Source organism: Marinobacter sp. RI1, assembly GCF_041155085.1.
Classification (GTDB): domain Bacteria; phylum Pseudomonadota; class Gammaproteobacteria; order Pseudomonadales; family Oleiphilaceae; genus Marinobacter; species Marinobacter nauticus.
The window spans coordinates 457,231-478,206 of record NZ_AP031605.1 but is presented as its reverse complement, the minus strand read 5'-3'; the positions used below and the strand labels follow the sequence as shown (position 1 = coordinate 478,206).

General features: G+C 59.4%; 18 protein-coding genes. 10 read left to right on the top strand and 8 right to left on the bottom strand.

Features of this window, described 5'->3' with window-relative positions; genetic code table 11:
- The first annotated feature begins 13 nt into the window (after positions 1 to 13).
- The 3 genes from ACAM27_RS02150 to ACAM27_RS02140 all read left to right on the top strand — a co-directional run bounded on the left by ACAM27_RS02150 (position 14) and on the right by ACAM27_RS02140 (position 5,507).
- Positions 14 to 793, top strand: a complete 780-nt coding sequence (locus ACAM27_RS02150) for a 3-hydroxybutyrate dehydrogenase (RefSeq protein WP_121208060.1) — start codon at positions 14 to 16, stop codon at positions 791 to 793.
- A gap of 16 nt (positions 794 to 809) precedes the next feature.
- On the top strand, positions 810 to 2,798 hold the full coding sequence (locus ACAM27_RS02145; protein WP_369612466.1) for an acetoacetate--CoA ligase: 1,989 nt from the start codon (positions 810 to 812) through the stop codon (positions 2,796 to 2,798).
- Positions 2,799 to 3,263: 465 nt separating this feature from the next.
- A complete protein-coding gene (locus ACAM27_RS02140) occupies positions 3,264 to 5,507 on the top strand; it encodes an NADP-dependent isocitrate dehydrogenase (RefSeq protein ID WP_369612465.1) in 2,244 nt (747 codons plus the stop codon).
- A gap of 75 nt (positions 5,508 to 5,582) precedes the next feature.
- On the opposite strand, the gene ACAM27_RS02135 is transcribed toward ACAM27_RS02140, so the two are convergent.
- From ACAM27_RS02135 to ACAM27_RS02115, 5 genes are read right to left on the bottom strand one after another with little or no spacing between them, the layout of a single operon-like run.
- The gene (locus tag ACAM27_RS02135) at positions 5,583 to 6,776 is read right to left on the bottom strand and encodes a cation:proton antiporter (protein ID WP_369612464.1); all 1,194 of its coding nucleotides are present in this window, start codon (positions 6,774 to 6,776) and stop codon (positions 5,583 to 5,585) included.
- Positions 6,777 to 6,780: 4 nt separating this feature from the next.
- Entirely contained in the window at positions 6,781 to 7,251 is a 471-nt protein-coding gene (gene ybaK, locus ACAM27_RS02130; RefSeq protein ID WP_369612463.1) for a Cys-tRNA(Pro) deacylase, read from the bottom strand.
- Positions 7,252 to 7,311: 60 nt separating this feature from the next.
- The gene (locus tag ACAM27_RS02125; RefSeq protein ID WP_369612462.1) at positions 7,312 to 8,616 is read right to left on the bottom strand and encodes a DSD1 family PLP-dependent enzyme; all 1,305 of its coding nucleotides are present in this window, start codon (positions 8,614 to 8,616) and stop codon (positions 7,312 to 7,314) included.
- A gap of 2 nt (positions 8,617 to 8,618) precedes the next feature.
- A complete protein-coding gene (locus tag ACAM27_RS02120; RefSeq protein WP_369612461.1) occupies positions 8,619 to 10,028 on the bottom strand; it encodes a D-arabinono-1,4-lactone oxidase in 1,410 nt (469 codons plus the stop codon).
- A 2-nt stretch (positions 10,029 to 10,030) separates the two neighbouring features.
- On the bottom strand, positions 10,031 to 10,411 hold the full coding sequence (locus ACAM27_RS02115; protein WP_023008089.1) for a cytochrome c5 family protein: 381 nt from the start codon (positions 10,409 to 10,411) through the stop codon (positions 10,031 to 10,033).
- A gap of 135 nt (positions 10,412 to 10,546) precedes the next feature.
- On the opposite strand from ACAM27_RS02115, the gene ACAM27_RS02110 reads away from it, so the two are divergent.
- The 3 genes from ACAM27_RS02110 (at position 10,547) to ACAM27_RS02100 (ending at position 13,518) form a co-directional block, all read left to right on the top strand.
- The gene (locus ACAM27_RS02110) at positions 10,547 to 11,770 is read left to right on the top strand and encodes a sensor domain-containing diguanylate cyclase (RefSeq protein WP_023008088.1); all 1,224 of its coding nucleotides are present in this window, start codon (positions 10,547 to 10,549) and stop codon (positions 11,768 to 11,770) included.
- 71 nt (positions 11,771 to 11,841) lie between these two features.
- A complete protein-coding gene (locus ACAM27_RS02105; RefSeq protein ID WP_011783677.1) occupies positions 11,842 to 13,128 on the top strand; it encodes an EstA family serine hydrolase in 1,287 nt (428 codons plus the stop codon).
- Between the two features lie 162 nt (positions 13,129 to 13,290).
- Positions 13,291 to 13,518 carry a hypothetical protein gene (locus ACAM27_RS02100; protein WP_022991822.1) on the top strand — a complete coding sequence of 76 codons (228 nt, stop codon included), beginning with the start codon at positions 13,291 to 13,293 and terminating at the stop codon, positions 13,516 to 13,518.
- Positions 13,519 to 13,544: 26 nt separating this feature from the next.
- Here the strand turns inward: ACAM27_RS02100 and ACAM27_RS02095 are convergent, their stop codons facing one another.
- Positions 13,545 to 14,636 (bottom strand): hypothetical protein, encoded by a 1,092-nt coding sequence (locus tag ACAM27_RS02095; protein WP_023008087.1) that lies wholly within the window; start codon positions 14,634 to 14,636, stop codon positions 13,545 to 13,547.
- Positions 14,637 to 14,737: 101 nt separating this feature from the next.
- Between ACAM27_RS02095 and ACAM27_RS02090 the strand changes: the two genes are divergently transcribed.
- Genes ACAM27_RS02090 through ACAM27_RS02080 form a run of 3 tightly spaced genes read left to right on the top strand, consistent with a single transcriptional unit; the run spans position 14,738 to position 19,261 of the window.
- Positions 14,738 to 18,286 carry a 7TM diverse intracellular signaling domain-containing protein gene (locus tag ACAM27_RS02090; RefSeq protein WP_369612460.1) on the top strand — a complete coding sequence of 1,183 codons (3,549 nt, stop codon included), beginning with the start codon at positions 14,738 to 14,740 and terminating at the stop codon, positions 18,284 to 18,286.
- Complete coding sequence (locus tag ACAM27_RS02085) at positions 18,276 to 18,821, top strand: hypothetical protein (RefSeq protein ID WP_011783681.1); 546 nt, start codon at positions 18,276 to 18,278, stop codon at positions 18,819 to 18,821. Before ACAM27_RS02090 ends, ACAM27_RS02085 begins: the two co-directional genes overlap by 11 nt.
- Before the next feature lie 26 nt (positions 18,822 to 18,847).
- Positions 18,848 to 19,261, top strand: coding sequence for a response regulator (locus ACAM27_RS02080; protein ID WP_011783682.1), 414 nt, complete (start codon positions 18,848 to 18,850; stop codon positions 19,259 to 19,261).
- A 34-nt stretch (positions 19,262 to 19,295) separates the two neighbouring features.
- On the opposite strand, the gene ACAM27_RS02075 is transcribed toward ACAM27_RS02080, so the two are convergent.
- Positions 19,296 to 19,568, bottom strand: coding sequence for a hypothetical protein (locus ACAM27_RS02075; protein WP_031209774.1), 273 nt, complete (start codon positions 19,566 to 19,568; stop codon positions 19,296 to 19,298).
- 551 nt (positions 19,569 to 20,119) lie between these two features.
- Between ACAM27_RS02075 and ACAM27_RS02070 the strand changes: the two genes are divergently transcribed.
- Positions 20,120 to 20,356: a hypothetical protein gene (locus ACAM27_RS02070; RefSeq protein WP_014420082.1), complete on the top strand. Its 237-nt coding sequence runs from the start codon at positions 20,120 to 20,122 to the stop codon at positions 20,354 to 20,356.
- Here the strand turns inward: ACAM27_RS02070 and ACAM27_RS02065 are convergent.
- A complete protein-coding gene (locus ACAM27_RS02065) occupies positions 20,325 to 20,837 on the bottom strand; it encodes a hypothetical protein (RefSeq protein WP_141066741.1) in 513 nt (170 codons plus the stop codon). The genes ACAM27_RS02070 and ACAM27_RS02065 overlap by 32 nt on opposite strands.
- Between the last annotated feature and the right edge of the window lie 139 nt (positions 20,838 to 20,976).

Sequence of the window (20,976 nt, the reverse complement as noted above, 5' to 3'; positions counted from 1 at the left end):
GGAGAAAATAACAATGCGTCTGGAAAACCGGATTGCCCTGATTACCGGTGCTGGCCGCGGCATTGGTCGCGCCATTGCCGAGGCTTATGGCCGCGAGGGAGCTAAAGTCGCTGTGGCTGACCTAACACTTCAGGCTGCACAGGATACTGTGACTGCCATCGAGCAGGCCGGCGGTACCGCCATCGCCCTTGAAATGGATGTGACTGATGAAGATGCAGTTGACGTAAACGTCAATTATGTGGTTAAACAGTGGGGTGGGCTGGACATTGCCATCGCCAACGCTGGCATTCAGCATATCGATGCGGTGCACAAGCTTGCGTATGCGGACTGGCGCAAGGTCATGAACGTGCATCTCGACGGCGCCTTTCTGGTGACTCGTGCGGCACTCAGGCATATGTATGCCAGCGGTGGTGGCACCATGCTGTATATGGGGTCTGTACACTCATTGGAAGCCTCCCCTCTGAAGGCACCCTATGTCGCCGCCAAGCACGGCATGCTGGGCCTGTGCCGGGCGGTGGCGAAAGAAGGTGCGGAGCACGGGGTGCGCAGCAACATTATCTGCCCCGGCTTTGTACGGACACCGCTGGTGGACAAGCAGATACCGGAGCAGGCCAAAGAGCTGGGCATTTCCGAAGAAGAAGTGATCAGCAAGGTCATGCTCAAGAACACCGTGGACGGGAAGTTCACCACCCTGGAAGACGTATCAGAACTGGCGGTGCATCTGGCAGCCTTCCCGTCCGCTGCCCTGACCGGCCAGTCGATCGTGGTCAGCCACGGCTGGCATATGCAGTAATTTTCTGGAGAGACGGATGAGCAACACAGAACAATCACCGGTTGTCTGGACCCCGGACCAGGACACCCTCACCCGTTCCCGCATGGGCCAGTTCAAGGCCTGGCTGGAGCAACAGGGCTTTGGCCCCTTTGATGATTACCACGCCCTGCACCAGTGGTCGATTACCGAACTGGACACCTTCTGGCAGAAGGTCTGGGACTACTGCGGCCTGGTCTGCGAGACACCGGCCAAACAGGTGCTTGGCAACCGGGAAATGCCGGGTGCGGAATGGTTCCCGGGCATGAAACTGAATTTTGCCGCCAACCTGCTGCGGCTGGCGGACGGCGACCATGCTGATAGAGAAGCGGTGGTGGCCTACTGTGAAACCCGCCCGGTACTGCGCAAGACCTACGCCGAACTGAAAGCCGACGCCGGTGCTCTGGAAGCCTTCCTGCGCAGCAAGGGCATTGCCAAGGGCGACCGGGTGGCGGGTGTGGTCACCAATGGCTACGAAGCCCTGGTGGGTATGCTGGCGGCCACCAGCCTGGGTGCGATCTGGAGCTCCGCATCACCGGACTTCGGCATCGGCGCCATCAACGACCGCTTCGGCCAGATCGAGCCCTCAGCCCTCATTGTGGTCAACGGCTACGGCTATGGCGGCAAAGTGTTCGCGCGCCAGGCCGACTTCGCCGAGCTGATCGCGGGCCTGCCCTCCCTGAAGGTGGTGGTCAGCATTGCCCAACTGCCCGATGAAGCACCGATCTCCGGCGAACTGGTTACCACCTGGGAGGATGCCCTGAAAGCCGGTGAAGGCGAGGCTCCCTCGTTCACCCCGGTCGATCCGGATCACCCTGTGTACATCCTCTATTCCTCGGGCACCACCGGCAAACCCAAGTGCATCGTGCACGGTACTGCCGGCTTGCTGGTTAACCACGCCAAGGAACTGATGCTCCATGGTGATGTTGGCCCGGAAGACCGCTTCCTGTACTTCACCACCTGCGGCTGGATGATGTGGAACTGGCAGGCCTCTGCCCTGATGACCGGCGCCGCCGTAATCACCGTCGACGGCTCCCCGGGTTACCCGAGTCTGAATTTCCTGTGGGAAACCGTAGCGAAAGAACGGGTCACCCACTACGGCACCAGCGCCCGTTTCATCGCCGGCTGCCGCAAAGCTGAACTGCAACCGGCGAAAAACCTGGACCAGAGCCACCTGCGCGTGGTGTTCTCCACCGGCTCCCCGCTGTTGCCGGAAGACTACGACTGGATCTATACCGACGGTGCTCCCAACGTATTGCTGGGCTCCATCGCCGGCGGCACCGACATCTGCGGCTGCTTTGTGGGATCAACACCACTGTTACCGGTGCGAAGAGGTGAAATCCAGTGCCGCTTCCTGGGCGTGGACGCGGTCGCCTACGGCGACGACGGCCAGCCGGTCAGCGAAGGCCGGGGCGAACTGGTCTGCCGCCAGCCGTTGCCCTCAATGCCGGTCAGCTTCTGGCAGGACCCGGATGGTGAACGCTACCGCGATGCTTACTTCAACACCTTCCCCGGCGTCTGGGCCCACGGCGACTTCATCGAATTCACCGAACACGGCGGCGCCATCATCTACGGCCGCTCCGACGCCACCCTCAACCCAGGCGGCGTGCGCATCGGCACCGCCGAAATCTATCGTCAGGTGGAAACCGTTGACGCGGTTAAAGACAGCCTCGTGGTCGGACGCCAGATCGACGGCGACGTGGAAGTGGTGCTGTTCGTGGTTCCGGCCGAAGGCCAGAACGTCACCGACGACCTGGTCAAAACCCTGAAAACCCGAATCCGCGAAGGCGCCAGCCCCCGACATGTGCCCAAACACATTGTCGAGGTGCCGGACATTCCCTACACCCGTAGCGGCAAAAAAGTGGAACTCGCGGTGGCCCGGCTGATCAACGGCTCCAGGAAAGCCGACAACCGGGATGCACTGGGCAACCCGGAAGCGCTGGACCGGATTCGGGAACGTTTGGCGCAAGCAGGGTTGTTGCCCGACTGATTCTGGATAAAGGGGAATGTGAAGTGTGCCGATATGGGCTGTTTTGTCGACAAAACAGCCCATATTTGCGAACTCTGCGACGATGAAATTGGACTACCCGTACATCGTTTGGGCGTGGCAGGGGGAGAGCTTTCCAAAACCTTGCGGAGCCATGGATGGCGGAGCAGAGCGTACAGGGAGGTATTCACAGCGTGTTTTGGAAAGCTCTCCCCCTGTCACGCTTACCCCATACCTGATAAATGTTAGAAAGTTTCGTAAATTCCCGCCATTTCATCGTCCTGTCACGGAAGATCAGGCATTTTAAGTCCGTTCTTATACTAAGATCGTAACCAAAATTTTGTAAAAAATGCTATCTTAGTAGGTCTATCAAAAGTTCCGAATCAGTCACTGGCCCGACCGGACGTTCACAAGACGCCCGACCGCGCCATGACCGTCCTGAACCCACCCAATAGCCTGAGGACGAAAATGACATCATCCAAAGCCAAGATTGTCTACACGTTGACCGACGAGGCACCCGCCCTCGCCACCCGGTCACTGCTTCCCATCCTGGAAACCTTCGCCAAGCCGGCTGACATCGACTTCGAAACCAGCGACATCTCTCTCGCGGCGCGTATTCTGGCAGGCTTCCCGGACTACCTTGAGGAAGACCAGCGGGTTCCGGATGCCCTGGCTGAATTGGGTGAGTACACCAAGGATCCGGACGCCAACATCATCAAACTGCCGAACATCTCCGCCTCCATTCCGCAGCTGCGTGCCGCGATCAAAGAACTGAACAAGCAAGGCTACAAGGTGCCCGAGTACAAGGAGCACCCGGAGACCGACGAAGAGAAAGAAATTCACGCCCGCTACAGCAAGGTGCTGGGCAGTGCCGTTAACCCGGTACTGCGTGAAGGTAACTCCGATCGTCGCGCGCCGGCCGCGGTCAAGGCTTTCGCGCGTAAGTACCCGCACACCATGGGCGAATGGAGCCCGGCCTCGCGTACCCACGTGGCGCACATGCGCGGTGGCGACTTTTACTCCAGCGAGCAGTCCGTGACCCTGGACAAGGCCACCAACGCCCGCATCGTGTTCGAGAACAAAAAGGGCGAACAGACCGTTCTGAAATCCGACCTGCCGCTGCAGGAAGGCGAAGTGCTCGACGGCATGTTCATGAGCAAGAAGGCGCTGGTGAAGTTCTTTGAGGACGCCATCGCCGACTGCGAGAACACCGGCGTGATGTTCTCCCTGCACGTGAAAGCCACCATGATGAAAATCTCCCACCCGATCGTGTTCGGTCACGCGGTGAAGGTTTTCTACAAGGAGCTGTTCGACAAGTACGGTGAGCTGTTCCAGGAAATCGGTGTTAACCCGAACAACGGCCTGTCGTCCGTGATCGAGAAGATCAAGCAACTGCCGGAATCCAAGCAGGAGCAGATTCAGGAAGACCTGCACGCGTGCTACGAGCACCGTCCGGAAATCGCCATGGTCGATTCTGTTAAAGGGATCACCAACCTGCACGTGCCGAGCGACGTCATTGTCGACGCCTCCATGCCGGCGATGATCCGTAACTCCGGCAAGATGTGGGCCCGTGATGGCAAGCTGAAGGACACCAAGGCGGTGATGCCGGAGTCCACCTACGCCACCATCTACCAGGAAGTGATCAACTTCTGTAAGACCCACGGCGCGTTTGACCCCACCACCATGGGTACCGTTCCGAACGTGGGCCTGATGGCGCAGAAAGCCGAAGAGTACGGCTCTCACGACAAGACCTTCGAAATGAAGGAAGACGGTGTCGTGCGCGTTGTGGCCGAAGACGGCACTGTCCTGACCGAGCACAAGGTTGAGGAAGGCGATATCTGGCGTGCCTGCCAGACCAAGGATCTGCCGATCCGCGACTGGGTCAAGCTGGCGGTTAACCGTTCCCGCTCCAGCGGCATGCCGGCCGTATTCTGGCTGGACGATGAGCGTGCCCACGATGCCCAGCTGATCAAGAAGGTCAAAACCTACCTGGCTGAACTGGACACCGAAGGTCTGGACATTCGCATCATGTCTCCGGTTCGCGCCATTCGCTGGACCATGGAGCGTCTGATTCGCGGCCTGGACACCATCTCTGTCACCGGCAACGTGCTGCGTGACTACCTGACCGACCTGTTCCCGATCCTGGAGCTGGGTACCAGCGCCAAGATGCTGTCGATCGTGCCGCTGCTGAACGGCGGTGGTCTGTACGAGACCGGTGCTGGCGGTTCCGCACCCAAGCACGTACAGCAGCTGATCCAGGAAAACCACCTGCGCTGGGATTCCCTGGGTGAGTTCCTCGCTACCGCGGTGTCGCTGGACGAACTGGGCGAGAAGCATGGCAATAAGCGTGCGCGCCTGCTAGGCCAGACCATGGACAAGGCTACTGAGCGCCTGTTGGAGAACAACCAGTCTCCGTCGCGGGTAACCGGCGAGCTGGATAACCGTGGTTCACACTTCCACCTGGCCCGCTACTGGGCGGAAGAGCTCTCCAAACAGGATGAAGACAAGGAACTGAAAGAATTCTTCACCAAGCTGTCTGCCCAGTTGGAGGAGAACAAGGACAAGATCCTGGAAGAAATGACCGTGGTGCAGGGCCATCCGGCCGATATCGGTGGTTACTACCACCCGCCCATGGAGAAGGTGTGCGAGGTTATGCAGCCGAGCGCCACTTTCAACAAGATCCTGGCCGAGGCACGGGATTCCGTGAAGTAAGGCCAGTGTTTCAGCCGGGCCACGGGCCCGGCATGAATCCCCGAAACCCGGTGCGCTTGAAGCTCACCGGGTTTTTTATTCGTCCGGTTCTTCCTGGTAGCCCTGTCCGGTCTCACCGGCCTTGCGCAGCTGGAGCAAAGTCATCGGCGGGCCGATCAACTCGAATACCACCGTAGCGCCAATCACCAGCGGCAGAATGTAGCCAAGCTCCGGCAGCCGTTCGGTGGCCACCAGGGCGAGGCCCAGGGCAACGCCGGCCTGGGGCATCAGGCAGGCACCGATACGTTGCCGGGTTTCCGGAGCGGAGCCGGCGAGCAGGCCGCCCAGGTAACCACCGGCCAGCCGGCCGCCAATGCGGGCCAGTACATAGGCCAGGCCAAGCGCACCGAGGGTGGGTAGCGCCAGCCAGTCGAGCTGGTAGCCGGCCATGAAGAAAAACAGTGCCAGGAAGGGCTCGGAAATGCCTTCGATGGAACGGAACGGCCGAACGTGATGTCGGGCTCGGTTCGCCACCACAATGCCCAGAGTCATGCAGGTCAGCAGGTACGACAGGCCAAACCAGCTGGCCAGCCCCGCCGCGACAAAGACAAACCCGGCGGATTCCAGCAGCATGGGTTCACCCGGCCGTAGCCGCCCTGTCAGCCAGGCCATGGGAAACCCCAGTACCATACCCAGCAGCACCGAGCCTGCCACTTCCCAGAGCCCGTGCAACATGGCCGTGGGGCCGCTCAGGTCGCCGTTGCCCAGCAACAGACCGGCCGCCACCAACAGAACACTGAACAGTATGGCGCCCCAGGCATCGTCGATGGCGACCACCTGAAACACCAGCCGGGTGAGCGGACCGTTGGCGCCCGCTTCGCGCAGGACATCCAGGGTCGCTGCCGGTGCCGTGGCGGTGGCGATGCCGCCCAGCAGCAGAGCTGCCGGCAGGTTGCCGGTTACGGCCCAGACCGCCAGGATGACGGCCATGGCGGTCAGCAACGTGACGGCCAGGCTGACAATCAGCGCTTCTTTTCCCTGCCTGAGATCCCGTGCCGACATCCGTTCACCCAGCAGAAACCCCACCATCGCCAGGGTTAACTGGGTAATCAGGCTGAAGCTCTGGTCTGCGTTATCCGGCAGCAGGTCAAGAAGATCCGGTCCAGCCAGGGCGCCCAGCAACAGCAGCAGGGTCACCCGGGGCACGTGTACCTTCTGGCCCACGGCGTGCGCAGCGAGTGCCAGTAGCAGGGTGCTACCGATAAGGACCAGGTCGCTGGCGTGACTCACCCCCTTACTCCTGTTGCAGCGGAGCGAACCGGGCCTGGGTCAGTCGGGCCAGATCGGCGGGCGCCAGTTCGATTTCCAGGCCTCGTTTGCCGGCACTGACAAAGATCGTTTCGAAGTCTTCGGCGGACTGATCAATGAAGGTTTTCAGAGGTTTTTTCTGGCCCAGGGGACTGACCCCACCCAAGACGTAGCCGGTGGTGCGCTGCACCAGCTGTTTGTCGGCCATGACGGCTTTCTTGGCGCCGGCAGCCTTGGCAATCTGTTTCAAACCGAGCATGGCGGTGACCGGTACGATGCCCACCCCCAGATTCTTACCATCGAGGCTGACTACCAGGGTCTTGAACACCTGGGCCGGGTTCGCACCGATTTTTTCCGCCGCTTCCTCCCCATAACTTTCCGCAGCCGGATCGTGCTCGTACTCGTGGATGGTGTAGTTCACCCGGGCTTGTTTGGCGGCGTTGATTGCAGGGGTCATGACGGTTCCTGTTGGTTGGATCGAACGTAGCACCGATTAAAGCATGTGCCGCCAACGAGTTCATCCTTCCCGGAACACCGGCCAGCGGTCGGTAATCGCTCCCCGGGTCGGATCGAAGACGGCCAGGTCTCCAAACTGCAGGAAGACCGATTCGCTCTGGTGCGGCCGCAGGAACACCCGGTCGCCCTCTGCCAGATCGAGCCCGTCGGCGAAATTCAGCATTTCCTGATTACTGGATCGGCCGTAGACCGGGTTATCGGTTAATCCTGCCGGTGACACCGGCGTTGCCGGCCAGTTGCCGCCGTAGATGAAAGCCGTGCGGGCCCGGTTCGGGTTCCACAGTGCCTGCAGCCTGCCCAGCCCGGGTGCGCCGGGAATTCGGGTGCTTTCCAGCAGCTTCAGGACCGGCGTGGCAATGAACGCCGCGGGCCGGTGGTCAGACAGTGTTGGCAGGTCGAAATCCGTGGGCATTACCAGGCCGGAACCGGCGGAGAGCTCATTCACGGGCAGCTCGCCGGACAGCCCGCGATAGAGCTGATAGGTGGTGGATCCCCCGGTGTTAAGTGTCAGGTCTGTCAGTGAGCGTCCCAGGTGTTGCTCGGCGGTGGACACGTAATCCTGATACCGCGCCATGGCCCGGTCCCGCAGCCAGGCCGCTGGCCCCGGTGCTTTCATGATATGAGGTTCGTAGCCCATGAACCCGCTGAAACTGAGCCAGGGCGAGCGTTCAATCATGGTGAGGACCCGAGCCAGGTCACCGGTGTCGGTAAACCCGCCACGATGCAGGCCAACATCGATCTCCAGGTTAATCCGCAGCCGGCGTTGTTGTGCCCGGGCGAAGCCTTCATAGGCCTCAAGCCGCTGCCGGGAATCCACCAACCATTGCAGTTGCTGTTCTGGCCGAAAGCCGCTGGTACTGAATGTGAGCTGCTGGTAGAAACGGTCAACGGCGGCCACCGGAAGCGGCTTGCCCATCAGCACATCCGCCTGAGGCAGGGCCTCGGCCACGGTGTTGAGAAAGGGTTGGTGGAAAACCATCAGCCGGTTGCTGCCGGTGGCCGCCATGATTCGTTGCAGAAGCGCCAGTGACGGCAGTGATTTGACCACAATGCGGTAATGGTATTCGCCGTTCAGGTGGCTGTTCAGGGCCGACAGGTTGTGCTCCAGCCTGGCCTGATCCAGCACCAGCGTGGGGGTTGCCTGGCCGGCTTCAGTAAGGGCAACGTCCAGAGCCCGGAAATAGAGGTTATGTCCGTCCCGGCGGGCTTCTGGTCGCAACCAGGCCAGGGCGCCGGCGGCACCCAGGGCGGTGGCGCCGAGCAGAAGCCGGCGACGTTGTCGAACGAAGGCATCACTGTGGGCCATGGTTACGCGCTCTCCCCCGCCGTCTCGAACAGGCCGGCCAGGTAAGGATTGAGAAACCGCCCGCCCGGGTCCAGGCTGCGCCGCACCTCCAGAAAATCCTGCCATCTGGGATACAGGGCCCTGAAATCGCCGGACTTGAGGGTGTTGAGCTTGCCCCAGTGGGGCCGGCCGCCGTGCCGCAGCAAAATCGGCTCCAGCGCTGTGAACATGGGTTGATAGTCTTCCTCGAAGAACCGGTGTACTGCAATGGAAACGGAATCACGCTGGTAAAACGGGCTGAGCCAGGCATCGTCTGCCTTCACAAAGCGAACCTCGAAGGGAAAGAACACCTCGGGAAATTGTGCTTCCACTACAGACACAATCTCCCGGAAGGCCGCCTGCCAGTTTTCCCGCGGCAAATGGTATTCCATTTCATTGAAACGGACATTGCGGTCGCTGGTGTAGTTCTGCCAGGACGCGGCCACTTTCACTTCTTTGTCCAGGGAGCGGATATAGCCGCCCAGGATCAGCCGGCGTAACCGGGGCGACCAGGCCAGGTAGTCCCGCGCCCGTTGAAGATCCCGGGCGCCGTCGTTCTGGTCCAGCTGGGTGGTGGCCGATACCGGTTCGTCGGTCAGATCATGCTGGCTGGTAAAACCCATGCCGGAAAAAGGAATGTAATAGAACTCGTAGTTGCGATGCTGGTCGGCGCGGGCATCGGCAGCATCCAGAATGTCGTCCAGTGGCAGCCACTCGGTGGTCTTGCGCAACCGGTAAGGTCGGGTGTTCTGCAGGGTCACGTCGGTCACAATGCCCAGGCAGCCGAGGCCAACCCGGGCGGCGTGGAAAATCTCCGGGTGCTGGTGCCGGCTGCATTCCAGCAGTTCGCCCCCGGCGGTCATCAGCGTGAGGGCTTCGACATAGCCGGACAGGCTCATCAACCCGGCGCCGGTGCCATGGGTCGCGGTGGCCAACAGCCCGCCCAATGCCTGTTGATCGATGTCTGGCATGTTGAACAATGCCTGGTTGATGGCGTCCAGCGGCCGGCCCACCTGCCCCAGCAGAGTTCCGGCAGCGATGCGGGCCTGGCACTGCTGATCATCGTGGCTCAGAACACCGGTCATGCGCGCCAATGAGACCAGAATGCCGTCGGTGGGTACCAGGGCCGAGAATGAGTGCCCGGACCCCACGGGCCGTATGGTAGTCCCCGCATGGTCAGAGTTCTGCAGCAGATGCCGGAGCTCGTCAATGTTGGCCGGAGCAATCCGGTTTTCGGGCAGGCAGGTCTGGGAGCCGGACCAGTTTCGCCAGGGCAAAGGGCTTTGTGATGGCTCGCCCGCAGCCGGCAATGCGCTCTCACTGGCGGTGGCACCGGTCAGATGGCTGGCGATGGCAGTGCTGACCAGTAACTGCAGGAAATGGCGCCGTTGCATCGTCAGTGGTCCTCCGCTTCGGCGGGTGTGGCCATAAAGCGAATCAGCTGGCGGAACTGCTCGGCGTTGCAGTCCATACAGAGCCCGTAGGGTGGCATGCCACCGATGCCAGAGACCACGTTATCCACGAGGGTTTCCATGCCTTTGGCCAGCCTTGGCTGCCAGGCCTCGCCGTGGCCGGTCAAGGGGGCATCCGAGGTGCCGCGGGCGTGACAGGTCTGGCAGGATCGCTGGTAAACCGCGGCCAGTTCCGGGCTCGCCGGGCTGCTGTTGGCGGCATGGGCCTGAACGGCAGCAGATGGGCTGTGACCGCCATTACAGGCAGCCAGGCCGATGGTAATGGTGGCCACAATGGCCCGAGGCAGATGCTGGTGCAATCTCATTCTTGTTATCCGTAACGCGATTATGTGTCACGTTTAGTGTCATCGATCCCGACTGAAACTGCAAATCCTTCTCGACTCATGAGCCGTAACTGTCTATTTTTTGTATAGGAAGCTTGAGGCGACAAGGAAATTGGCATGCAGCCAGAACGGCCGGATTATCCGGGGCTGACCCGACTGAAGGAAAGCCACAGTCCGCGAAGACGTGCGCTGTGGGCAACTCTGGTGTATCTGGTGGCCGGGTTTATCTGGATTACTTTCTCGGATCGTATCGTCGAGCTCTGGTTTCCAGATGCCCGCATGTTGTCGTTGGTGCAGACCTGGAAAGGGGTCCTGTTTGTGGTGGTGACCGGCCTGGTGCTGTTCACGGTGATTCTGCGCCAGCTCAACAAGGACCGCGTGCTGCTGTCCCTGCAAGCCGACCAGCGCCGGGCGCTCCGTCGGCGTGAACGACAGCTGACAGTGCTGATGGATAACCTGCCGGGTATGGCCTACCGCTGTCTGCCCGACGAAGACTGGACCATGTTGTTCGTATCGGCCGGGTGTGCCGATCTCACGGGGTATCAACCTGAGGAGCTGATTCGTAATCGAATCACCAGCTACGCGGCCCTGATGGATGAGGAAGACGCCGGACAGGTCGCGCAGGAAGTGGAAGCGGCGGTCCGCAAAGATGAGTCTTTTTCCGTCGAGTACGCCATTACCCGCAAGGACGGACGGAAGATATGGGTCTGGGAGCGGGGCTGCGGAGTGCTGGATGATGACGGCACCATGGTGCTTGAGGGCATTATTCTGGATATTTCCGACCGCAAGCAACTGGAAAACGAGCTCGAAGCACTGGCGACGCGGGACTCACTGACCGGCGTGCTCAACCGCCGGGAGTGCTCACGGGTGCTGATCGAAGAGCTGGAGCGGGCGCGTCGGTACAACCGTCCCCTCGCGTTATTGTGGATCGACTTTGACCACTTCAAGGAAATCAACGATACCTGGGGTCACGCTGCAGGGGATTCCGTGCTCTGTTCCATCAGCAGTCTGCTCGAGGACAGCGTCCGCAGTGTTGATACCCTGGGCCGTTTCGGGGGCGAGGAGTTTGTCCTTATTCTGCCAGAAATGGACGTTGCGGAAGCGGAGGAAACGGCAGAGCGGTTGCGCCAGCGTGTCTGTAATCAGCCGGTGGCCCTGGAATCCGGCCACAACATTCGATTGACCATCAGTATTGGCGTGGCGGTCTTTCCCGACCATGGCGATACCCTGGATGCACTTTGCGCTGCCGCCGACAAGGCGATGTATCGGGCCAAAAAACAGGGTCGGAACTGTATCGCCATGGCACAGGCGGTTCAGCCAGTCCATAATGGTTTCAGATAGTCACGTTTTCCGGCCCCGTTCGAAAAACCTCTGGCGCACCAACCAATAACAAGACTGATAAGGCGTTTATCATGCATTCACTCGCCCGCCGTGCCCTGCATACCTGTAATGTGCCTCGGGACCTGAACCCGGTGACATTTTGCGACACCGCCGGTGAACATCCGGATCGGGTCGGGCTCGACAGCAATGCCGCCGAAGCCGTCTGGCGCAGTGTTGAGGCCCTGTACAGAACGGGTGTGCATCCCGGTATTCAGTTGTCACTGCGTTATCGGGGTGAGCAGGTATTGCACCGGTCGATCGGGCACGCCCGGGGTAATGGTCCCCACGATCCGGCCTCGTTGCCGCGCATTCCCATGACCACCGACACCCCGATCTGTTTCTTTTCCGCCTCCAAAGCAGTCACCGCGTTACTGATGCATATGTTGTCCGAGCAGGGGCTGGTCAACCTGATGGACCCGGTGTCCTACTATTGCCCGGAATTTGCGCGTAACGGCAAGCGCACGATTACCGTGCACCAGATTCTCTCCCACCGGGGCGGTATCCCCGCGATACCCCGGGAAACCCCGATCGACGTGCTTTGGGACCGCGACGAAATCTGGCGGCTTCTGTGCGCCGCCAAGCCAGTCGAAGTGGACGGCGCCAAGGTGGCCTACCATGCCATTACCGGTGGCTTTGTGTTGCAGCGGGTTCTGGAAAAGGTAACCGGCGACACTATCGAAAGCTACCTGGATCGTTACCTGCGCCGCCCCATGGGTATGAAATGGTTTACCTATGGCATAGCTCCCGAACACCTGCACGAGCTGGCCAGCAATTATGCTACCGGGCCGACGCCCCGGTTTCCGGTGTCCTGGGTGGTGAACCGCGCCTTGGGCGGTGATATCCGGACGGTGGAGAAAGTCACCAACGACCCCCGCTTCCAGGAGGCGGTGATCCCCGCCGGAAACCTGTGCGGCACGGCCGAAGAAATGGGGCGCTTCTTCCAGATGATGCTCAATGGTGGCAGTTGGGATGGCAAGCGCATCTGCAGCGAACTCACGGTTCGCCGTGCCATCCAGCAATTTGGCTCACTGCAGATGGACAGGACCATGCTGGTGCCCATGCGATTCAGTGCCGGCATGATGCTGGGCAGCAATCCTGTTGGCCTTTGGGGCCAGCAAAGCCGTTATGCGTTTGGCCATGTCGGGCTGATCAATAAACTGTGCTGGGCGGACCCGGCCCGGGACATTTCCGTCAGCTTGTTGAACACCGGTTTTCCGATTGTGGGCCATCACTTACCAGCCCTGGCCCGTTTCGTCTACACTGTCTGCAAACAGTTCCCGGTGTTGCCGGAAAACCAGCGGAGACTGGTGGCAGCCTGAGCGTTTCATTAAGACGCCAGGCCTTGGCGCTCAAGGCCTGACGCCAGAATCTGTCAAAAAAAGTGAAAGCTTGTTCATTGTAATTGCACTTTGTCTGACAGTTCGGCACACTTGGCATCAATCAATAAGGATGTTTTCCACACTCATTGGACGAGGTTAACTATGGAAAAGCCGCAATTTCCCCCGCCTGAGCAGCGTAGCGTCAAGCTTGATCAGCACGACAGTGTTCGTTCCCACGTGCAGCAGCAGATCTGCGATGAGGTGCAACGCCTGGAACGTCGTATTGAAACCCTGCGCCTGACCAAAGCCCCCCACGCAGCCATCATGATTTCCACATACGAACGGATGATCTGCCGAAAAAAGGGCTTTCTGCAGAACTGGGACCTGTAACCGGCCCGGTTCTGCAGAGACGATTGCTACTGTCGGTCAGGAGTTGATACTGCATTCCAGGACATCAGGAATTCCGTTTCCGGCTGATTGGCACAGTTTGCCGGATTGCTGACGGTTGGAATGTCATCGGCGTTCTCGTAATCGGCTGGATCTTCCTCCGGATCCGGAATTCTTGCCGGTTCGTCGTTGGAGACGAACAGATGGACCGTGCTCATGCCGTAATCCAGTTCAATGCGGAGACAGTCCGGGCTGTCGTCCTCCATATTGAAGCCGTGTCGACTGAAATCGATGACCGCCTGCTCCGGGCTTTTAATATACAAGGTATCTTTCTGGGTAGTTCCGATGAATTCCTGGCGCAGTTCGATGCCGCCGTAATCCCGTGACACGTAGTCTGCTGTCGCGTATTCCGGCTGGTTGTAGCCAATGGCGCTGAATGAGGCTGCATTGAACCTCGAGCCTGCGAGAACGCTCAGCAGTTGTGGCTGTTTATCCCTGTCTTCGGCGTCGACGCTGCGGGCAACGTGCTGGATAGTGCGATAAACATGCCCGGTTTCGCTGCCAGCCTGGTAACGCCAGTCCAGGGTCTGATAACGCCATTCCCGGGCATTCAGAGGTCGGTTTTCAAGGGTTGCAGCCTGATCGGTAAATCGGATGGAGGCCTGGTTGGCCCTGGAGTTATAGGTTCCTGATTCATCGGCTTCAATGCGCCTGCGGATATAGCCCCGCCCTTCATCAAAATTATCAACGCGCCCTACGCTGATCACCTGATTCATCAGATCGAGAGGGTTACGAACCTTGCGGTAGCTTTTTCCGTCGCTGGTGGGTTCGGCACCGATAAACCGGTCGATATGGCGACGGATGTCGGCAGCCGTTGCCTGGTACTCCGCGGTCTGGTCCGCGCCGTTCGGCTCGATACCGGGATAGAAGTCAGCAAAGCGGGTTTTGCTCAGAGTATTCGGGGCACGGTCTGTATCCGCCAGGTCGAAGGTGCTGAAGGTGAGATCGACATTACTGGCCGGATTTAACGTCGACGAGGAATCGCCGCCACTGTCGACCCGACACCCGCTGAGTGTCAGTAACGTGAGTGAAACAGCAGCAAAAAGGCAGGAATGTCTCATTTCAGGTGACCCCGGGGTGCGAAAAAGCGTGTGAACGGCTAAAGTGACGAGTGCTGACAATAAACGATAAAGCACGCAGCTACCCGCGCGGAGATCACATTTTGCAGCAACGGTTTGCCCATATCCCGGTGCGGACGGTGGTTCTTCTCCTGTTTCTGGCCGTTCTGGTTTTGCCATCTGTGGCGAAGGCCCAGAATGCCTGCCGGGATGGGCAGATCATGCTGGATCACAACACCGGTAGCATTCCGGATCTGGGCGAGTGCCTCTGGTACCTGGAAGATCCTGAGCAGTCACTGACGATTGACGAGGTTCGCGCCGCAGGCGAGGACAGGTTGACCCGTCATCAGGGTGGCGTACTCAACTTCGGTTATACCGGCTCCGCCTACTGGACTCGCTTTGACCTGAGCACCCGCCGTTTGACCTCCCGCTCGGACTGGATACTGGAGCTGGCGCTGCCACTGGTGGACGACGTTCGGCTGTATCTGGTTCGGGATGGGCAACTGGTGGAACAACGCCAGACCGGGTATCTGGACAGCTGGGACGACCGGGATCTGGCCGTGCCAAACCCGACCTTTCGGCTCAGATTGTCGCCAGACACCGTCACCACGGTTTTCCTGCGCATTACCAACACCAACACCTTCCGCCTGCCGATTACCCTCTGGCACCCGGACAATTACATAGAAAAGGTTTCCATCGACGAAGCCGTGCGCGGGCTGCTGCTGGGTGCCATCCTGGCTATCCTGGCTTACAACCTGTTTGTGGCGGTGTCGGTGCGGGAGCGCAGCAACATCTACTACGTGCTCTACCTGGTATGTGCGGCGGTATTCATCGGTACCGAACAGGTGCACGGGGTTCAGTTGCTGGATAGCCGGCCAGCCTTGCTCAACAAGGAATACCTCCATTTCCAGATTATTCTGACCTGGTTCTTTGGCCTGTTAATGGCCCGTTCGCTGCTGGAAACCCGGCAACGCTCGCCCGATCTGGATCATGTACTCCGGTTATGTCTGACCTCTGTCGTCACCACCTTTGGTTTGTCGTTTTTCATGCCCTATTCGGTGGCCATGGAATGGATTGTGGTCGGCTCGATTCTGCTCAGTATCATTCTGATTGTGGTCAGTTATCTGTCCTGGCGCTATTACAACCCGGCAGCACGCTCTTATTTCTTTGCCTGGACCCTGGCCCTGATCGGGTTTGGTATCTATGCGCTGACGGTGATGGGTTACCTGCCGCTGAATACCTTTACCAGCTATTCGCCACAGTTCGGCCTGACGGCCCAGATCATCCTGTTTTCCTTTGCCCTGGCTGACCGAATCAAGCAGGTTCAGGGCGAGGCCCTGGCCTGGAACCAGCGCGCTCTGGCGAACCTGAGGCGTTACCAGTCACTGTTTGATAACGCCATTGAGGGCGTGTTCCAGATGTCACCGGAACGGCGGTTTGTAACCGCCAACCCGGCCATGGCCGAGTTGCTGGGCTACAGCAGCAGCCGTGAGCTGCTGGCGCGTAATCCGGATGTGCTGGAAACCTGCATTGCCGATGAGCGGTTGCGGCGTCTGGTGGTCGAGCAACTGGAGGCCCGGGGTACGGTGAAGGGTATTGAAGCGCGTTACCTGACCCGTCAGGGCGAGGAACGCTGGGCCACCATTTCCCTGCACACGGTGTATGATGCCGAGGGCCTGCCCATGCATCTCGAAGGCACCTGTATTGACGCCACTGAGAGCCATCAGCGCCTGCAGATCGAGCGGGAGCGGGAGCAGGAGCGGCTGGAAAAAGAGCTGGCCCGGAATTCCGCTCAGGCCAAGAGCCAGTTCCTGGCCAATATGAGTCATGAAATCCGGACCCCGCTGGCGGCAATCATCGGCTATGGCGAAACCCTGCTGGACCCGGATCTGAACGAAACCGAGAAACGCAGCAGTGCTGAAACGGTGGTTCGCAGCGGGCGGCACCTGCTGGAGCTGGTGAACGATATCCTCGACCACTCAAAGATCGACGCCAACAAGCTGGATGTTGATGTGGTGCCGGTCAATCTGCCGGAGTTGCTGGATGAAATCCGCGCCTTCTTCGCCCCCCGGGCCCGGGAAAAGGGCCTGGATTTCAGTATCATCTGCGATTATCCCCTGCCCGAGAAGATCCGGACCGATCCAACCCGTTACCGACAAATTATCATTAATTTGTGCGGAAATGCCCTGAAGTTCACGGAAAATGGGTCTATCTCCCTGATTGTTCGCTGTGACCGGGGCGCCGAGAAGCTTTACGCCCGGGTGGTGGATACCGGGATTGGCATGAAGCCTGAACAGCTGGACCGTCTGTTTGACCCCTTTGCCCAGGGCAGCACCGCAATTTCCCGCCAGTATGGCGGCACGGGGCTCGGCCTCAGTATATCCCGGAGGCTGGCGGAACTGCTGGGCGGCGATATCCGGGTGTCCAGCACCTATGGTGAAGGCAGTGAATTTGAAGTGTGCATCAGCACCGGTGAACTCGCGCAGGTTCATTTCCTGCGGGATGCCTCGGAATTCAGCCAGCGGCGCCGGGCCATTGCCATGGTCATGGCGCCCCGGTTGTCGGGCCGCATCCTCTGTGCCGAGGATAACGATGTAAACCGCCGGCTGGTGTCGTTGCTGGTGGGGCGCACCGGTGCCGAGCTGGTGCATGTCAGTAATGGCGCGGAAGCCCTGGAGCGCGCCACCCGCGAGCACTTCGATCTGATTCTGATGGACATCCAGATGCCGGTGATGAATGGCCGGGATGCCACCCTGGCGTTGCGGGAAGCAGGTGTTAACACCCCGGTGGTTGCGCTTACGGCCAATGTCATGGCCGAGGATATCGCTGAATATCGTCTGGCGGGATGCAATGATCACCTGGCCAAACCCATCGACAAGCAGCGCTTTTACGAGGTATTGGCCCGTTACCTGGCGTTGTCGGCGGAAACGGCGGTGGGTTCCGGTCACCGGTACAGCGGCAAGGTGCTGGTGGCCGAAGACAACGATGATAACCGTGGGCTGGTGGAGCGGATGCTCCGCCGCACCGGCGCAGAGCCCTTGCTGGTGACCAATGGGGAAGAGGCGGTTCGCCGGGCTCTGTCGGAAACCGTGAAACTGGTGCTTATGGATCGCCACATGCCCGGCATGGACGGCGTTGCGGCCACCCGGCTTTTGCGCCAGGCGGGCTTCCGGCGGCCGATCATTGCCTTTACCGCTGGTGATCAGGCAGAGAATGAAGCCTTGCTGGAGGCCGGTTGCGACGGGGTGCTGAACAAGCCCATTGACCACGCCCACCTGCAGGCCCTGCTGGATCGCTATCTGCCGGTGGAACAATGGGTCGGCGAGGCGGTTGACGATGACATTGGTCCGCTGGTGAACCGTTTCCTGGATGGCCTGGCTGAGCGCAAGCGGCGCATGGAGGCCGCGCTGGCCCAGGGACAGTTGCAGCAATTGCAGTCCGAGAGCCATCAGATCAAGGGCACCGCCGGTGCCATGGGCTATCCGTTGATGACAGAACAGGCAGGGATACTTGAGCGATGTGTACGCTCAAGCCCCGGAGAGAGGGGGATGATTCGACAGGAACTGACCATCCTGAACGCCATGATTGACCGGGCCCTTGAGGGTCACCAGAGGTCGTCGAAAACCACAAAGGAACAGGCCAATGAGCGATAACCAAAAACAGGAACATTATTCCCTGAGCATGATGTATGGCACATACGCCGACATACTGTTCGTACTGTTTCCGTTTCTTGTCATTGCCATGCAGCGGCTCTGGGATGGCAACCTGTACCAGTCCCTGATGCGGCCCGACCTGAGTATTGCTGCGGCGATTCTGGCCGGCCTGGCTATCGGCAAATTTGTGCTGGGGTTGGTGACCAATCGCGATCTGGGGCGCTACAAAGAGCGGATTGTGTTTTTTATTGCCCTGACGCTGTTCGTGGTCCTTGGGCCGGCCATCATCCTGATCCTGAGTATGACCGGGAACGCGGAGATTCCGGGCTTTGTGGCTTTTGTGCAGCCGGTACTGCTGATTGTCTCCATTTCCCTCTATACAACGGCAGTCAGCATTGCCAATATTCTCACCCGGGTGACCGCGCCACCGTCCGTCGGTGACCATGGCGGGCCCACCGGTGATGAACCGGTTGATGTCCGCCCCGGGCCCGCACCTCTGGACTTGCCGCGCCGAACCGGCAACGATACCTACTGAGCCAGGGCACAGAACAGGAGAGTGTAATGAGTGATCTCAGAGTACTGGTGGTCGAAGATGAGCCGGTGATGCGGGAGCGTCTGGTCGACATGCTTTACAAAGCCGGTGCTACCAGCGTGTCTGAATGTGCAGATGCTGCCTCTGCCAGGGCGGCGTTCGAGGCCAGTGAGTTCCAGATCATTCTGCTGGATCTGGGACTGCCGGATGGTAACGGTCACGAACTGATGACCCGTTTCAAACAGGTTCGGGAGAACCAGCATATTGTGCTGGTCACGGCAGACGATTCCATTGAGAGTATTCAACGTGCCATCAGTGCCGGCGCCAATGGCTATGTAGTGAAGCCCTATTCCCAGGAAAAGATTTACGATGTGGTGAACAACTACGCCATGGTCCATGGCGGTGATCTGTCGATGATGGATGGGCTGAACCGGCATCATTGACCGGTCCAGCCTGCGGTCGTGACGGCAAGCCTGATCAGGCTACCTGGCGGGCAATCCAGGAGTTGTAGCGGGTCGCAAGAGCCCGGACATATCGGGCTTCGGCGCCGTCCAGATTGCTGAGTACGCCTTTGAAAATCCAGCCCCGCTCGTACAGACCCAGCACCCGCTGCTCGTCATCCAGGTTGACTCGCTGATTGAGTTTCTTGCAGATTGCATCCAGCAGCGGCAGCTTCTCCGGGCGCTTGATCGGAGCCTGACGATTGGCCATGGGCTGGTTCGCTGCACGTGATGTCGGATGTCTTCTCATGATGTTCTCCTTGTCGTTTTGCGGCTGCAAAAACAGAAAACCCCGGAGCCTCACAGGCAACCGGGGTCTGGCGGAGAAGCTGCCCCGGTTACCGCAACGGCTCCCGGGACTGACCGAAAGCCGTTAGCTGTCTTTCACCATGGCACGCACGGTCTGCCCAATCAGGCAACCGGCGGCTGAGTATACGGTGTGCTTTGAAATCATCCTGGTCATATCGGCTCTGTGGATTCGGTTGAGTCATCAGTGTATCGGCAATTGGACGGTTTGCAATAGCCCTGTTCATTCGGCAAACCCGTACAGACGCACCGGCGGGAAATCCTCATACTTCGCCTTGTCACGTGTTTTTACGTTGTGCAATCCGCGATACCTGCCTGGCAGGTATCGGATGGATCTCTCCTTTCTACGCAGCCCGATGGGCTGCGTTTTTTTTGCCATCTCGGAAAGTTCGTAGCCACTACTTCGTACAGCCATCTATGGCGGCTTTGGCGATAATTCAATCACTCAATACATCCAGTTATCCAATTGATATCCAGAGGTTGAAACCGAAGAAAATGCCCGAAGAACCCGGACCTGCCCGTAACAAGTTCCGTTCTGATTTTATTGTCGAGATTGCCCTGATTGTCGCGGTTGCCGTTTATCTGGTGATGGCGCAGGGGCAAGTGGTGGGAGAGAACCTGTCCTTTACGGTTACTGGCGCCGCGCTGATGGCACTGGCCACCTACTGGACACTTCATACCATCCGAGATGGCCTGGAAGTTATTGCACTGCGGCTTCGCCCCGGCAAATAACCCGTTCCCAGGTTTTGTGCAGGATGAGTGCATCGTTGGCTGCCCGGTGCACGGGCAGCCCGAGTTCGGCAATCACCTGCTGGCGGATGCCTGACCAGTGGCGTACCTGGCCCGGGTCGAGCAGCATGGAAATGGATTCCAGTTGAAACGCCGGAACCTCACCGGCGGCCCGGAACAGCCTGTGTAGCCAGAAGCTGTCAAAGGTCCAGGCGTCACAGAATACCTGCTCCGGCAACAACTCGTTTAATTGCTGAGCCACCTCGCTAACCGGCATGCCTTCCTGCAACAGCCGTTGCCTTGAAATTCCGTGAATGGTTTCCGCGCTTTCAGACCAGTCCTGCCAGAGCACATGGGGCTGAATCAGCCAGCTGTGCAGTGCCCCGTCGGGCATGCAGATGCCTACCTCAATCGGGTAGCTGGCGATCAGGTCGAGGCTGGACGCCTCAAAGTCAATAAAGGCCGGGCTGAAGTCTGAGCTCATTGAATCGGTGCTGGTGCTTTGTCGTTTTCTTTCGAGTTTACCCCTGATCTTGCCAGGACGCGAACCCAACTCGGTTTGTCACTGTTACAATATGGCCACGCTTTGTAAAAGCCCGATGACACACCCTTCTGAAAAACTG

What these genes read in the sequence shown, in the direction of transcription:
- ACAM27_RS02100 (WP_022991822.1), top strand. Translation starts at nt 13,291, where the DNA reads ATGGAAAAGCCGCAATTTCCCCCGCCTGAGCAGCGTAGCGTCAAGCTT.
- ACAM27_RS02095 (WP_023008087.1), bottom strand. Translation starts at nt 14,636, where the DNA reads ATGAGACATTCCTGCCTTTTTGCTGCTGTTTCACTCACGTTACTGACA.
- ACAM27_RS02115 (WP_023008089.1), bottom strand. Translation starts at nt 10,411, where the DNA reads ATGAGATTGCACCAGCATCTGCCTCGGGCCATTGTGGCCACCATTACC.
- ACAM27_RS02120 (WP_369612461.1), bottom strand. Translation starts at nt 10,028, where the DNA reads ATGCAACGGCGCCATTTCCTGCAGTTACTGGTCAGCACTGCCATCGCC.
- ACAM27_RS02080 (WP_011783682.1), top strand. Translation starts at nt 18,848, where the DNA reads ATGAGTGATCTCAGAGTACTGGTGGTCGAAGATGAGCCGGTGATGCGG.
- ybaK (WP_369612463.1), bottom strand. Translation starts at nt 7,251, where the DNA reads ATGACCCCTGCAATCAACGCCGCCAAACAAGCCCGGGTGAACTACACC.
- ACAM27_RS02105 (WP_011783677.1), top strand. Translation starts at nt 11,842, where the DNA reads ATGCATTCACTCGCCCGCCGTGCCCTGCATACCTGTAATGTGCCTCGG.
- ACAM27_RS02070 (WP_014420082.1), top strand. Translation starts at nt 20,120, where the DNA reads ATGCCCGAAGAACCCGGACCTGCCCGTAACAAGTTCCGTTCTGATTTT.
- ACAM27_RS02150 (WP_121208060.1), top strand. Translation starts at nt 14, where the DNA reads ATGCGTCTGGAAAACCGGATTGCCCTGATTACCGGTGCTGGCCGCGGC.
- ACAM27_RS02125 (WP_369612462.1), bottom strand. Translation starts at nt 8,616, where the DNA reads ATGGCCCACAGTGATGCCTTCGTTCGACAACGTCGCCGGCTTCTGCTC.
- ACAM27_RS02075 (WP_031209774.1), bottom strand. Translation starts at nt 19,568, where the DNA reads ATGAGAAGACATCCGACATCACGTGCAGCGAACCAGCCCATGGCCAAT.
- ACAM27_RS02065 (WP_141066741.1), bottom strand. Translation starts at nt 20,837, where the DNA reads ATGAGCTCAGACTTCAGCCCGGCCTTTATTGACTTTGAGGCGTCCAGC.
- ACAM27_RS02110 (WP_023008088.1), top strand. Translation starts at nt 10,547, where the DNA reads ATGCAGCCAGAACGGCCGGATTATCCGGGGCTGACCCGACTGAAGGAA.
- ACAM27_RS02140 (WP_369612465.1), top strand. Translation starts at nt 3,264, where the DNA reads ATGACATCATCCAAAGCCAAGATTGTCTACACGTTGACCGACGAGGCA.
- ACAM27_RS02085 (WP_011783681.1), top strand. Translation starts at nt 18,276, where the DNA reads ATGAGCGATAACCAAAAACAGGAACATTATTCCCTGAGCATGATGTAT.
- ACAM27_RS02145 (WP_369612466.1), top strand. Translation starts at nt 810, where the DNA reads ATGAGCAACACAGAACAATCACCGGTTGTCTGGACCCCGGACCAGGAC.